10 protein-coding genes and 1 pseudogene are annotated in these 13,575 nt (G+C 68.4%); 4 read left to right on the top strand and 7 right to left on the bottom strand.

The features are described 5' to 3' along the window. Positions 1-216: 216 nt before the first annotated feature. From nirB to AB0H42_RS22745, 3 genes are all read right to left on the bottom strand, one after another. Positions 217-2,745 (bottom strand): nitrite reductase large subunit NirB, encoded by a 2,529-nt coding sequence (gene nirB / locus AB0H42_RS22755; RefSeq protein ID WP_357058778.1) that lies wholly within the window; start codon positions 2,743-2,745, stop codon positions 217-219. A gap of 24 nt (positions 2,746-2,769) precedes the next feature. Continuing rightward, positions 2,770-4,242, bottom strand: a complete 1,473-nt coding sequence (locus AB0H42_RS22750; RefSeq protein WP_357059014.1) for a nitrate/nitrite transporter — start codon at positions 4,240-4,242, stop codon at positions 2,770-2,772. 323 nt (positions 4,243-4,565) lie between these two features. Continuing rightward, the gene (locus AB0H42_RS22745; protein WP_357058775.1) at positions 4,566-5,828 is read right to left on the bottom strand and encodes an MFS transporter; all 1,263 of its coding nucleotides are present in this window, start codon (positions 5,826-5,828) and stop codon (positions 4,566-4,568) included. Positions 5,829-5,893: 65 nt separating this feature from the next. Here AB0H42_RS22745 and AB0H42_RS22740 point away from each other — a divergent pair, with 65 nt between their 5' ends. The 3 genes and pseudogenes from AB0H42_RS22740 to AB0H42_RS22730 form a co-directional block, all read left to right on the top strand. Next, positions 5,894-6,562: a FadR/GntR family transcriptional regulator gene (locus AB0H42_RS22740; RefSeq protein WP_030523404.1), complete on the top strand. Its 669-nt coding sequence runs from the start codon at positions 5,894-5,896 to the stop codon at positions 6,560-6,562. Positions 6,563-6,830: 268 nt separating this feature from the next. After that, on the top strand, positions 6,831-8,321 hold the full coding sequence (locus AB0H42_RS22735; protein ID WP_357058773.1) for an MFS transporter: 1,491 nt from the start codon (positions 6,831-6,833) through the stop codon (positions 8,319-8,321). 30 nt (positions 8,322-8,351) lie between these two features. After that, a pseudogene (locus AB0H42_RS22730) lies at positions 8,352-8,519 on the top strand (zinc ribbon domain-containing protein); the annotation flags it as partial. A 233-nt stretch (positions 8,520-8,752) separates the two neighbouring features. Here AB0H42_RS22730 and AB0H42_RS22725 read toward each other — a convergent pair. From AB0H42_RS22725 to AB0H42_RS22715, 3 genes are all read right to left on the bottom strand, one after another. After that, a complete protein-coding gene (locus tag AB0H42_RS22725) occupies positions 8,753-9,607 on the bottom strand; it encodes a TIGR02569 family protein (RefSeq protein WP_357058770.1) in 855 nt (284 codons plus the stop codon). 168 nt (positions 9,608-9,775) lie between these two features. Continuing rightward, entirely contained in the window at positions 9,776-10,957 is a 1,182-nt protein-coding gene (gene moeZ, locus AB0H42_RS22720; RefSeq protein ID WP_063131507.1) for an adenylyltransferase/sulfurtransferase MoeZ, read from the bottom strand. Between the two features lie 190 nt (positions 10,958-11,147). Continuing rightward, the gene (locus AB0H42_RS22715; RefSeq protein WP_357059011.1) at positions 11,148-12,089 is read right to left on the bottom strand and encodes a DUF3152 domain-containing protein; all 942 of its coding nucleotides are present in this window, start codon (positions 12,087-12,089) and stop codon (positions 11,148-11,150) included. Positions 12,090-12,413: 324 nt separating this feature from the next. Between AB0H42_RS22715 and AB0H42_RS22710 the strand changes: the two genes are divergently transcribed. Further along, positions 12,414-13,070, top strand: a complete 657-nt coding sequence (locus tag AB0H42_RS22710) for a TetR/AcrR family transcriptional regulator (protein WP_030523399.1) — start codon at positions 12,414-12,416, stop codon at positions 13,068-13,070. Positions 13,071-13,142: 72 nt separating this feature from the next. Here AB0H42_RS22710 and AB0H42_RS22705 read toward each other — a convergent pair whose 3' ends face one another. Then, positions 13,143-13,370 (bottom strand): DUF3107 domain-containing protein, encoded by a 228-nt coding sequence (locus tag AB0H42_RS22705; RefSeq protein ID WP_030523398.1) that lies wholly within the window; start codon positions 13,368-13,370, stop codon positions 13,143-13,145. Positions 13,371-13,575 lie beyond the last annotated feature (205 nt).

Here is a 13,575-nt window from a genome sequence, read left to right as displayed (position 1 = left end):
GCGGCCTGTTTCCTGACGGTTAAGCCGTCATTTCTCGTGCGTAGCGACCGGTGTGCTGCCACCTCGATCGCGGTTGCGCGCCGCGGGCTGCGCACCGGGCCGGGCTGTGCGCATCCGGCCCGCCCGGCACGCCCTGCGTGGTCCCGCTCCGCTGCCTCCTCCTGGCGTACTGGGCCGGGCGGCTCCATTGCGGCCTGCCCGGCATGCCCTGCGTAGTTACGCTCCGCTGCCGCCTGCGGGCATACCGGGCAGGCCGAGCAGCACCGGGACCTTGCGCTCACCGCTGTCGTCGAAGGCGATGGTCGGGTCGGCCTCGGCCGGGGCGTTGACGAACGAGACGAACCGCGACAGCTTCTCCTCGTCGTCGAGGACCGCGGCCCACTCGTCGCGGTAGCCGGCCACATGGTCGGCCATCGCCTGCTCCAGATCGGCGGCGACCCCGAGGCTGTCCTCGCACACCACCTCGCGCACGTAGTCGATACCGAGATCCTCCTGCCACGGCGCGGTGCGCTGCAGCCGGTCCGCGGTGCGGATGTAGAACATCAGATAGCGGTCGATATAGGCGATGAGCGTCTCGTCGTCGAGGTCGCCTGCGAGCAGCACCGCGTGTTTGGGAGTCAGGCCGCCGTTACCGCCCACATAGAGGTTCCACCCGTTCTCGGTGGCGATGACGCCCACATCCTTGCCGCGGGCCTCGGCGCATTCCCGGGCGCAACCGGAAACGGCCAGTTTCAATTTGTGCGGCGAACGCAGCCCACGGTAGCGCTTCTCCAGCAGCACGGCCATGCCGACCGAATCCTGCTGGCCGTACCGGCACCAGGTGGAACCGACGCAACTCTTCACCGTGCGCAGCGATTTACCGTACGCGTGGCCCGATTCCATACCGGCGTCCACCAGGCGCTTCCAGATGAGTGGCAGCTGTTCCACCCGCGCGCCGAACAGGTCGATCCGCTGCCCGCCGGTGATCTTGGTGTAGAGACCGAACTCCTTGGCGACCTCCCCGATCACGATCAGCTGTTCCGGGGTGACCTCGCCGCCCGGCATCCGCGGCACCACCGAGTAGGTGCCGTTCTTCTGCATATTGGCCAGGAAGTGGTCGTTGGTGTCCTGCAGCGCGGCCTGTTCGCCCTCCAGGATGTGATCGCTGGAGGTGGAGGCCAGAATCGAGGCGACCGTCGGCTTGCAGATATCGCAGCCGGTCCCCCGGCCGTGCCGGGTGATGAGCTCGGAGAAGGTGCGGATACCGGTGGCCTGCACGATCTGGAACAGCTCGGCGCGCGACTGGTCGAAGTGCTCGCACAGCGCCTTGGACATCTCGACGCCGGATTGTTCGAGCACCTTCTTGATCATCGGCACACAGCCGCCGCAGGAGGTGCCGGCCTTGGTGCAGGCCTTGATGGTCGGGATATCGCAGGCGCCCTCGGCGATGGCGCCGCAGATGGCGCCCTTGCTCACGTCGTTGCAGGAGCAGATCTGGGCTTCGTCGGGCAGCGCGTCGGCGCCCAGTTCCGCCCCGGCCGGGGAGATGAGCGCGGCCGGTTCGGCCGGCAGCGGCCGGCCCACCAGCGGGCGCAGCGCGGCGTACTGGGTGGCATCGCCGACCAGGATGCCGCCCAGCAGGGTCTGCGCGTCGTCGGAGATCACCAGTTTCGCGTAGGTACCCCGGGCCGCGTCGTGCAGCACCACCGACAGTGCGCCCTCGGTGGTGCCGTGCGCGTCGCCGAAGCTCGCCACATCCACGCCGAGCAGTTTGAGCTTGGTGGACAAGTCGGCGCCGGGGAACTCACCGGCACCACCCAGCAGGCGGTCGGCCACGATCTCGGCGGTGCTGTAACCGGGCGCCACCAGCCCGTAGCAGACCCCTTCGATCGCGGCGCATTCGCCGATGGCGTAGATATTCGGATCGGAGGTGGCCAGCCCCAGATCGGTGATCACGCCACCGCGCGGGCCGACCTCGAGCCCGGCGTCGCGGGCGAGCTGATCCCGCGGCCGGACACCCGCGGAGAACACCACCAGCGCGGCATCGATCACGGTGTCGTCGGACAGGGTGACCCGCAGCCGTTCGGCCGGGCCGGCGGCCGTGTCGCGTTCGATCCCGGCGGTGCCCACCCCGGTGTGCACCCGCAGTCCCAGGTCGGTGACCAATTTCTCCAGGATCGCGCCGCCGCCCTCGTCGATCTGGGCCGGCATCAGGCGGTCGTTGTACTCGACCACGTGCGGGGTGAGCCCGAGCAGCCGCAGCGCGTTGGCGGCCTCCAGCCCGAGCAGGCCACCGCCCACGACCACGCCGTGGGCGCCGGGCCCGGCCGCGTCGGCCGCGGCCCGGATACCGTCCAGGTCCTCGATGGTCCGGTAGACGAAGCATTCCTGGTGTTCGTGCCCCGGCACGGGCGGTACGAACGGGTAGGAACCGGTCGCCAGGACCAGCGCGTCGTAGTCGAGCACTTCACCGGAAGTGGTGGTGACCTTCTGCGCGTCCCGGTCGATGGCCTCGGCCCGCTGGCCGAGGCGCAGGTCGACCAGTTCGTCGCCGGCGTACTCGTTACCCGGTAGCGCCAGCGAGGCGGCGTCCCAGTTGCCGACGTAGGAGGACAGGCCGACCCGGTCGTAGGCGGCCAGTTTCTCTTCGCCGAGGACGACGACCTGCCACTGCCCCGACTCGTCCCGGGCGCGGACGGCCTCGACGAACCGGTGCCCGACCATGCCGTGACCGGCGACGACGACTGTTCTGCGCTGTGCGTTCATGGTGTCCTCCGTGGGGATCCGGGGTCAGAGGGTCGCCGACGACCGGGCGGACCGGGATTCGGTGGGCTGGGAGTTGCGGGAACCGGGTTCGGCCCGCCGGACCAGGGCCTCGGCCGCCGCGACGACCTCGCGGTCGCGGGCCGGGGCGCCGGGGCGGCGCAGGAACACCGCCCAGGTGACCAGAGCGCAGGCGATGTAGAACACCGTGAACACCCAGAAGGCGGTGGTCGCGGACTGGGTCGAGGAGTACGACGACCGGAGCACCAGGTTGATGCCGACACCGCCGAGGGCGCCGATGGCGCCGACGAAACCGATCAGCGCACCCGAGGTGTTCTGCGCCCAGGCGGCACGTTCGGCGGGACCGGCGTCCAGGCTGCGCGATTTGGCGTCGAAAACCGACGGGATGATCTTGGTGACCGATCCGTTGCCCAGTCCGGACAGGACGAACAGCGCCACGAACCCGGCCACCAGCGCGCCCAGCACCGGACCGGAGAAGCCCTTGTGCGAGCCGTCGGCAACCGTCGATGCCGTGGCCACCGCGATCGCCGCGACCATCATGGCCGCGAAGGTGAACAGGGTGACCCGGCTGCCACCGATCCGGTCGGCGAGTTTGCCGCCGTAGGGTCGGGCGATCGACCCGAGCAGCGGTCCGATGAAGGCGATCTGCGCGGCGTGCAGCGTGGCCTGGGCCGCGGTGTCCCCACCGGCGATGAAACTGATCTGCAGGATCTGCCCGAACGCGAAGCTGTACCCGATGAAGGAACCGAAGGTGCCGATGTAGAGGAAAGAAACCGCCCAGGACTGCGGCACTTTCAACGCGGTGAGCATGAAGGACAGATCGGCCTTCTGATTGGGCAGGTTGTCCATGAACAGCGCCGCGCCGAGACCGGCGAGCACCACCAGCACCAGATAGGTCGCGCAGATGACCGAGGCGTACGCGTTACCGAGGGTCGCGATGACCAGCAGCCCGAACAACTGGATGACCGGCACGCCGATATTGCCACCGCCCGCGTTCATCCCCAGGGCCCAGCCCTTGAGCCGCTGCGGGTAGAAGGCGTTGATATTGGTCATCGAGGAGGCGAAATTGCCGCCGCCCAGACCGGCGAACGCCGCGACGACCAGGAAGGTCGTATAGGAGGTGCCGGGCTGGTTCACGAAGTACAGGGTGAGCACGGCCGGCACCAGCAGTGCGGCGGCGCTGAACACCGTCCAGTTACGACCGCCGAACCGGGCCGTGGCGACCGTGTACGGGATCCGCAGGATCGCGCCGACCAGTGTCGGTACGGCGACCAGGAAGAATTTGCCCGCCGCGTCGATCCCGTAGGTCTCGGCCGGCATGAACAGCACCATGACCGACCAGATGGACCAGATCGAGAATCCGATGTGCTCGGCCACGACCGACCAGATCAGATTGCGTGTGGCGATCTTCTTACCGCCGGCCGCCCAGGCCGCGGTGTCCTCGGCGTCCCAGCGCTCCAGCTTCGGCCGCCGCAACATCGCCGACAGGGCGTCGCCGCGGCTTTCGGTCTGCGTGCTCAAAAGGGCCTCCCAACGTGGTTCGACCCCACGGTAGGAAACCGGTATTGCGAAAATGCTGCCCGAGATGACCGTCGAATCAACGGTTTCTCACGCGGTTCGCGGCGCTCAGGTGAGCAGGCCGCCGATGTTAATTCGTTGTGTCATCGGCATTTCCGCCGGTGACGAAGTGCCCATATCCGCCGCGGAACGCGGTGAGGGATGAGCCGATGATGACCCGCGTCACCTTCCGGCGCAACTCCGGACGCCGGTTCCGGTGCCGGGCACCGGTCCCGTGTGGCCGCTCAGCGCGGGGAAACGGAGTCCTCGAGCATCCGCGGTTTACACGCCTGCCAGGCGCCGGTCAGCAGCACCAGCACGGAGACACAGAGCAGTGCGAACGGGGCGGCCCAGCCGCCGGTGACCGTATGGAGCATGCCGAACACCAGTGGTCCCACACAGGCCAGCGCGTAACCGACGCCCTGCGTGAAGCCGGACAGGGCGGCCGAACCGGCCGGGGTCCGGGTGCGCAGGTTGATGAGGGTGAGTGTCATCGGGAAGGTACTCGGGCCGAGACCGAGGATCGCCACCCACAGGATGGGCGCGCTCATGGGCGCGAAGAACAGCCCGGCGAAGGCCACGAAGAAACATGCGGCACACCCCACGACCACCGGGTACGGGTTGGCGAGCCGGGCGGCCACCGTGGGTGCGGTGAGGGCGGCGATCAGTCCGACGAGGGCGAACAGCGCGACCATCGAGCCGCCGAAGGCCGCGTCGGCACCGGCGTCGGCGAGGATCGTCGGCAGCCAGGTGAACACCGAGTAGGTGGTCAGCGAGGTCATCCCGAAGGTGGCCGCCATCCCCCAGGCCAGGGGCGAGCGCCACACCTTCGGAGCCGGGGCGCTCCCGGGATCCGGCACACCTGTCGTGTCCGCCGCCGCGCGGGCGCGCCGGGTGCGCAGTACCCCGATCCAGGGGACGGCCGCCGCGAAGCCGAGCAGGGCCCATACCCCCAGGGAGACGCGCCAGCCGTGCGCTTCCGCCAGCGGCACCGCGATCAGCGCCGGCAGTACGGTACCGATCTGCACCATGGTGATGTAGAGCGCGCTCACCGTGGCGAGCCGGTCCGGGAAATAGCGTTTGACCAGCGGGGGAACCACGATATTACCGATCCCCATACCGCCGAGCGCGAGCGCGGAGAACAGCAGTAGTTCGACCGTCCCCGAGACGAGGACCCGCACGAGCATGCCGGTCCCGGCGGCCGCCATCGCGAGCAGCACGGTCCGTTCCAAGCCGAGTCTGCGGGCCAGGATCGGCGCCAGCAGCCCGGTCACCGAGAACATGAGGGTCGGGATCATCCCGAAGACACCGACGACGGCGGTGGAGTAGCCGATATCGCGCCCGATGTCCTCGGCGAGTGGGGTGAACGCGGTGACGGCCACCCGGAGCACGAGCGCGGACATGACTATTGCCGCGAGGACCAGTAAACGGCCCTCGATCAGTTTGCGTTTCCGCTGCTCGAGAGGTGTTTCGGCCGCTTGGGAGGTCTCGGGCAGCGCAGCAGTCACCGGGAAATCATAGGATGACCCTATGACCGGGGCAATAATATTGTGATGGGCGGTACTCTGTTGCCGTGCAAAGCGTGCGCCGCACCAGTCTCATCGCCCAGGTCACCGAGCAACTCAAAGAGGATATCCGCTCGGGGCGCTGGCCGATCGGGACGCGGATCCCCACCGAGCCCGAATTGGCCGAACTCACCGGCACCGGCCGCAACACCCTACGCGAGGCCGTCCAGGCGCTGGTCCATGCCGGCATGCTGGAACGGCGGCAGGGTTCCGGTACCTACGTCATAGCCACCTCCGAGGTGGGCGGGACACTCACCAAATACTTCGCCGAAGCCGCCGAACGCGATGTCCTGGAATTACGTCACGGACTCGAGGCCACCGCCGCCGCGCTGGCCGCGCACCGGCGCGACGATACCGATATCGCCACCCTGCGCCGGCTACTCGACGACCGCAACCGGCTGTGGCGAGTGGACCGGGCCGCGGCCATCGAGGCCGATGTCCAACTGCACCGGGCGATCGTGCTCGCCAGCGGCAACGCCGTGTACATCGAGTTCTACGACTCGGTCCTGGGCTACATCGAATCCGGGATTCGTTCGCGCACCGACCGTATCGACAGCTGGTACGCCGCCGAACATCGCGAACTGGTACAGGCCATCATCGACGGTGACGCCGAGAAAGCCGCCCGGACCACTCGATGCTTCCTCGACACCCTGCTGGCGGATTACCGCGACCACTAGGCGTACCTCCGCCTTCGCTCCGGCCGTGCGCGCCCAACAGCACCCTCGGGCGCAGTCCTGGCCGGGTTCCCTCGAGGTTACGGACCGATCACCCGGGTGTGCGGCTCCGCCGTGAGCGGGATTTGCAGCGATCGTCATCGCGCGCCACGCGGTGGAAACACCCGGCTTCTAGCGTTTTCTCACGTCACAACACCGCACTCGACCGCCCGGCTCCCACGGCCGGGCGCCCCGGTCCGGGGGGCGTCGAGTAACGACGAGAGGGGCGCCGATGACCGCGACAGCCGACACCGGCCGGCAACCATCCGATACCGCAACGATTTTCGTCCACCAGCGCCGGGGTCGCTGGATCGACCGGTGGGAACCGGACAACGAGCGGTTCTGGAGATCCGGCGCCGACCGCACGGCCAAGAAGAACCTGGTGTTCTCGGTTTTCGCGGAGAACCTGGGCTTCAGTGTCTGGGTCCTGTGGGCCAGCGTCGTCACCGGAATGGGCGCTGCCGGTTTCGCATTCCTGGACGGGCTCGGCAAAGGTGACCCGGCCGCGGTCAGCAATGCCCTGCTGCTCACCTCCATCCCCACCCTGGTCGGTTCGACCCTGCGCATCCCCTACACCTTCGCCATCCCCCGGTTCGGCGGGCGGGCCTTCACGGTGTTCAGCGCCGCCATGCTGCTCGTCCCCACCCTCGGCCTGGTTCTCTTCGTCAACCAGCCCGAAACTCCGATGTGGGTGTTCGTGGTCCTGGCCGCACTGTCCGGTTTCGGCGGCGGCAATTTCTCCTCGTCGATGGCGAATATCTCGTTCTTCTTCCCGGACGGGAAGAAAGGCGCCGCGCTCGGAATCAATGCCGCGGGCGGCAATCTCGGTGTCGCGCAGACCCAGCTGCTGGTGCCGCTGCTGATCACCCTCGGCACTCATCTCACCGCGAAGGACGCGGCCGGATACCGCTTCGGGATCACTCTGGCGGTCCTGGTGTGGATTCCGTTCATCCTGGCCGCCGCGTTCGGCGCGCTGCGGTACATGGACAGCCTGTCCACCGCGCAATCCGACGGACGCTCCTACAAACCCGCGCTGACCAATCACCACACCTGGGTGATGGCGTTCCTCTACATCGGCACGTTCGGTTCGTTCATCGGATTCTCGTTCGCCTTCCCGACGCTCATCAAGGCCAACTTCCCGGAACTGGCGACCATCGGCTGGATCACCACCCTCGGAAATCTGGCGTTCCTCGGCGCCCTCGTCGGCTCCTTCTCCCGGCCGTTCGGCGGCTGGCTCTCCGACAGACTGGGCGGCGGCGCGAATATCACCATCGCGGTGTTCGGCGGGATGGCCGGCGCGGTCGCACTCATCATGGCCGCGCTCGAGATGAAGAGTTTCCCGCTCTACCTGCTGGCCTTCCTGGTGCTCTTCGTGCTCGCCGGTATCGGCAACGGCTCCACCTACCGGATGATCCCGTCCATCTTCAGCGCCCAGGCCAAGAAGTACGCCGCCGAGCACGATCTCGCGCCGGCGGAAGGGGCGGCCTCGGCGAAGCGGCAGGCGGGTGCGGCCATCGGGGTCATCGGAGCGGTCGGTGCCTTCGGCGGTTTCGTACTCCAGCAGGCACTGCGCCTGTCCAACACCAATTTCGGCACCATGGCGCCCGCGTTCTGGGCCTACGCCGCCGCGTTCCTGGTGATGGCCGGGGTCACCTGGTGGTTCTACCGCCGCGCCTCATTCGCGGTGGGCCGGGTGCCGTCGCTGGCGTACGCCAACGTCTGAGGGCTCCGCAGCCAGGGCAGGGCCCGGTCGATTCGATACCGGCCGGGCCCTCACTCATCTCGGGTCCCGCGTGGAGCAGACCAGGCCCAGAGTAAACGGTGTCCGGCCTGCGGCACCCTCAACCCCGCCCTGACATTGTCGGATCGGGTGTTCGGCTGCGGATGCGGATACCACGCCGACCGCGACCTCAACGCCGCCGTCAACCTCGCTGCCTGGCCGACACTCCGCAGGCAAGACCCACCACGATCCCCGGAACTCCGAGCAGGGGGCCGGGTTATCAATGCCCGCCGACGGGAAGGCGCTGACCGGCACCCGATGGATGCCGGTGCAACCGGCCCGGACGACGCGGGAACCAAGGCTCAGACCCGGTCGGGGTATGCGCCGAGGACGAGGGCGGTGCCCGATAACTTGTCGAGTTATCGGGCACGCTGTCACAGCAGGAATCGCACCATATCCGCCGTCCGGACCAACCCCGGCAACGCTTCCGGCGTGGACCGCGGATGCAGCACATGCACCGCCAGCCGGAACATCACCGCCCGCAACAACATCTGCGGCCATTCCGGCAGATCGGACCAGCGTTCCAGCAGCCCGTCGTCGGCTCCGCCCCACGACAGCGCGTCCACCACGACCACACCCGCCGCCCACGCCGGTGGTCGCCAGTACGGAGTCAGATCGGTGAGCGCGGGTGTCTGCGCCCCCGCGAACAGCACGGTGCCGAACAGATCACCGTGCACCAGCTGCGGCGGCGTCCGCACGGGTTTGCGCAGTGTGGCCAGCTGACCGACCAGTTCGAGGCTGTGCCGGCCGTCGGGCGAGTTCTCCATCACCGCGCCCGCCGCGCGCAGCGTCCGCAACGGCACCGCCTCCCACGCCGCCCGGTCCGCGGCGACGAAGACGTCCACGTCCAGCCAGGGCGTGACCGGCGGCTGCGAGAGGAAACGGGGCCGTTCGAGGGTGGCCGTGGCCTTGTGCAGCCGCAGCGAGACCGACACCACCTCGTCGTGGCGTGGTTCCGGACAGCCCGTCATAAAGGTGTCGCACCGCCAGCCCGATACCACGTACCGGCCGTCGGTGGCCCGCACCGGGCGGGCCAGCCGCAACCCATCCACCCGCAGACTCTCCCGGACCTTCGCCGACCAGGCCGCGCGCGCATGGTCGGCGACGGGGCTGAGCACCACATCGCCGAGGCGCCAGCCGCCCTCCCAGTCACCGAGGGCGACGGGGGTCAGTTCCCGCAGACCGTATGTGGCCCGCACATGTTCGGGGGGTTCGACAGTGGTGGTCACGGCCGTACCGTACTCCCGCCACCGGGCCCCGGTATCGCGCCACACCGTGTCGTAGCACTGCCGCGACACACCGCGACCGGACCCGGTCCCACACCGCGCGCGTAGCGCGGGACCTCCGCCCGCGTACCGTTCACACGCAGGTCAGCGGCCTACCGCGGGCTCGACGGCTCAGTACACCGGCAGTGAGGGGTCGACCTGATGCGCCCAGGCGATCACGCCGCCCTGCAGATGTGTGGCGTCGGCGAAACCCGCCCGCTTGAGCGCGGCCAGCGCCTCGGCCGACCGGACACCCGTCTTGCAATGCAGCACGATCTTGCGGTTCTGCGGCAGTTCGGCCAACGCCTCCCCCGAGAGGATGCGGTCCTTCGGGATCAGCGTCGCGCCCTCGATGTGCACGATGTCCCATTCCACCGGTTCACGGACATCGATCAACTCCACATCCCCGGCGTCCAGCAACTCCTTGAGCTCCCGCGCGGTCACCGTGGAACCGGCGGCCGCGGCCTGCCCCTCCTCGGACACCACACCGCAGAACGCCTCGTAGTCGATCAGTTCGGTGATCGGCTGCCGCGCGGGATCGCGGCGCAGCTTGATGGTCCGGTAGCTCATATCGAGTGCGTCGTACACCATGAGCCGGCCCAGCAGCGGGTCGCCGATACCGGTGATCAGCTTGATGGCCTCGGTGACCATGACCGAGCCGATGGACGCGCACAGCACGCCCAGCACGCCGCCCTCGGCGCAGGAGGGAACCATTCCCGGCGGCGGGGCCTCCGGGTACAGATCGCGATAGTTGATCCCGCGACCGTCCGGGGCGTCCTCCCAGAACACCGAGACCTGGCCCTCGAACCGGTAGATCGAACCCCAGACATACGGTTTGCCGGCCAGCACCGCGGCATCGTTGACCAGGTAGCGGGTCGCGAAGTTGTCGGTACCGTCCACGATCAGGTCGTATTCGGCGAACAGCTGCACGGCGTTCTCCGGCTCCAGCCGGATCTTGTGCAAGCGCACGTCGATCCCGGAATTGATCTCCAGAATGGAATCGCGGGCGCTGTCCGCCTTGGGGCGGCCGATATCGGATTCACCGTGGATGACCTGCCGTTGCAGATTCGAGGCATCGACCTCGTCGAACTCGACGATGCCCAGGGTGCCCACGCCGGCGGCGGCCAGGTACAGCAGCGCCGGAGAACCCAGCCCGCCGGCCCCGATGACGAGCACCTTCGCGTTCTTCAGCCGTTTCTGCCCGTCCATCCCGAGGTCGGGGATGATCAGGTGACGACTGTAACGGGCGACCTCGTCCCTGGTCAGCTCGGCGGCGGGCTCCACAAGTGGGGGCAGGGACTGCGGTGTTGACACGTCTTCGAACTCCTCGTATCGAAATAGCCGGATGCGGTGTGCGGGGTGCGTACAGCCGGTGACCCGTGACCGCTGTGACCCGCACCCACACCGGCGTAGGTTCCCTGTACAACGCCGGCGCGAGAGTCATTCTTCCCGGTCCGGCGCCGGGACCACCGCCGGACCCGGCCCGCGCGACCCGGGGCCGCACTCAACCGCGCGGATACGGCCAGGGGTTGAAGCGGCAGGTCTTGCCGTCCATCGGGACGACTCCGTGCGGATCCAGGGCAGCGATCTCGTTGTTGGCGGTGCCGAAGGTCTGCTGCATCATCACCGGAGCCAGACCGCCCTCGCTCTCACACGGCTGATGCTCGTGGTAGCCGATAGCGTGCCCGACCTCATGGTTGACCAGGTACTGCCGGTAGGAGCCGATATCGCCGTCGAACGCCGGAGCCCCGCGCACCCAGCGCGCCTCCGACAGCACGACCCGGGCCTGATCGGAGTTGTAGCACGAGGAATCGATCGGGATATCGAAACCGCAGACCTCGCGGGTGGTCGCCCGGGCGGTGAGCGAGATCCGGAAATCCGGCTCCCCGCGATCGATGCGCTGGAACGCGAACTTGCGGTCGTGCACCCAGCTCTTCGGATTACCGAGAGTGGATTCGACCATCCGGGCCACCGAATCGTCGCCACCGAAATTCCGCGTGTCGATCCCGTTCTCGATCTCGACGGTATAGGTGAAGGTGTACTGCTCGCCCGCGCCGGCGCGGGCGGAAGCGCCCGGCACGATCCGCCAGGTGCCCTTACCGTTCTCGGTGAACTTCCCGCCCGCGGGCAGCGCCCCGATCGGCAGATCCTCCGGGAAGGTCCCGTCGCCGGGCGGTGCGCCGATGACCCCCGCACTGGCCGGCGGCGGACCGAGCGACCCGAAACCGGGATCGATCGGTTCCGCGGGGCCGCCGCGGCCGGTACGCACCGCGTCGACCACCACGAACACCGTCAGCACCAGTAGCACCGGCAACGCGTACACCCGCCACCCGTACCTGGACACGACGAAACGCAGCCGCCGCCGCTGCCCGGCCGCGGGCGGCGGATCACCCTCCGGGTCTCGGCGCGCGCGCAGCGGCTCCCGGGATCCGTCGCCGGGCGACATCTCCGTCGTCGCCCGCGCGGCGACCGCGAGCTCTGAATCCTGGGGGCGGTGCGCGCTGCGCCCGCCGCCGGAGGGGTTTTCCGGTCGGTCGGTCACGGCTCCACACTCTCACAACCCGCCGTAACGGCCACAATGGAAGTACCCCCGGCAACCATGCCCCCGGTACGCGCGAGCCACTTCCCGGCATTCCCGAAGGGCACCAGACGGATCGGGGCCGTTCCCGGGTTCACCAACCCGGGTCGGCAACAGCATCGTAAGCGAGTATGGTGCTCGAAAGACCCGGTACACACCCCTTTGCCGGGGAATCGACTGGGAGATCCGAATATGACCGACCTCGTGGACCGGATGACGTCCCGCTCGTCGTCCGGCACCGCCCCCAAACGTGGCACCCGGCTTCCCCGTGACGAGCGGCGCCAGCAACTACTCGCGGCCGCCAGCGAGATCTTCGTCCTACGCGGCTATCACGCCGCCGGTATGGACGAGATCTCCCAGTGCGCCGGCGTCAGCAAACCGGTGCTGTATCAGCACTTCACCAGCAAGCTGGAGCTGTACCTGGCCGTCCTGCAGAACTATGTCGACATGCTGGTGTCGAGCGTGCGCCAGGCGTTGCGCTCCACCACCGACAACAAGCAGCGCGTGCGCGCGGCGGTCGCGGCCTACTACGACTTCGTGGACAACGAGATGCAGGGCTTCCGGCTGGTCTTCGAATCCGATCTCACCAACGAACCCCAGGTCCAGCGCCGCGTCGAACAAGCCACCGAAGCCTGCGTGGACGCGGTCTACGACCTCGTCGCCCACGATTCCGGCCTCGACCCCTACCGGGCCCGCATCCTCGCGGTCGGCCTGGTGGGCGCGAGCCAGTTCACCGCCCGGTACTGGCTGGAAGCCGACCGCCCCATCCCCAAGGACGAAGCCGTGGACACCACGGTCGCACTCGCCTGGGGCGGCCTCAAACACGTCCCTCTCCATCCGATCGGCTGACCCGCCACCGGCCGGAACACGACGAAGCCCCTGCCGAACCGGCAGGGGCTTCCGTTCGTCCGGGCCCGGTACTCAGACCGCGGCGAAACCCACCCGGCCGCCGGTCACGGCCCCGATCTCCACGTAGGCGACCTTGCCGGCCTGGATCAGGTACTTGCGGCCCTTCTCGTCGGCCAGCGCCAGGACCCCGCCGGTAGCGGCCAGCGCCTCGGAAACCAGAGCCTCGACCTCATCCGGGCTCTGCGCGCTGGCGATGACGAGTTCACGCGGGCTATCCGAAATACCGATCTTGACCTCCACGGCCAACCTCCGAACCTAGAGTCCTGTGCTGTCCCAGTAAGGCTAGTTGAGCCACCGCGGCCCGGACACACGACGGGGTGCGCTGTCAGCGAACAGTGTTTATTTGCGGCGCCTCCGGCGCCGCGGGTCGGGGCCCTGTGACCCCGATTCTTCCCTCCCCCCCCCCATGGGGGGGCGGCGAAGGACCCCCGGGAGACAAGAACGG

Origin of the sequence: Nocardia sp. NPDC050799 (assembly GCF_040654015.1) — a bacterium.
Lineage (GTDB): Bacteria > Actinomycetota > Actinomycetes > Mycobacteriales > Mycobacteriaceae > Nocardia.
This window is presented reverse-complemented; position numbering and strand designations above follow the sequence as displayed.

Bases quoted from the DNA above. Each gene is read 5' to 3' on its own strand.
- AB0H42_RS22735 (WP_357058773.1), top strand. From the start codon at position 6,831: ATGACCGCGACAGCCGACACCGGCCGGCAACCATCCGATACCGCAACG.
- AB0H42_RS22750 (WP_357059014.1), bottom strand. From the start codon at position 4,242: ATGTTGCGGCGGCCGAAGCTGGAGCGCTGGGACGCCGAGGACACCGCG.
- AB0H42_RS22710 (WP_030523399.1), top strand. From the start codon at position 12,414: ATGACCGACCTCGTGGACCGGATGACGTCCCGCTCGTCGTCCGGCACC.
- nirB (WP_357058778.1), bottom strand. From the start codon at position 2,745: ATGAACGCACAGCGCAGAACAGTCGTCGTCGCCGGTCACGGCATGGTC.
- AB0H42_RS22715 (WP_357059011.1), bottom strand. From the start codon at position 12,089: ATGTCGCCCGGCGACGGATCCCGGGAGCCGCTGCGCGCGCGCCGAGAC.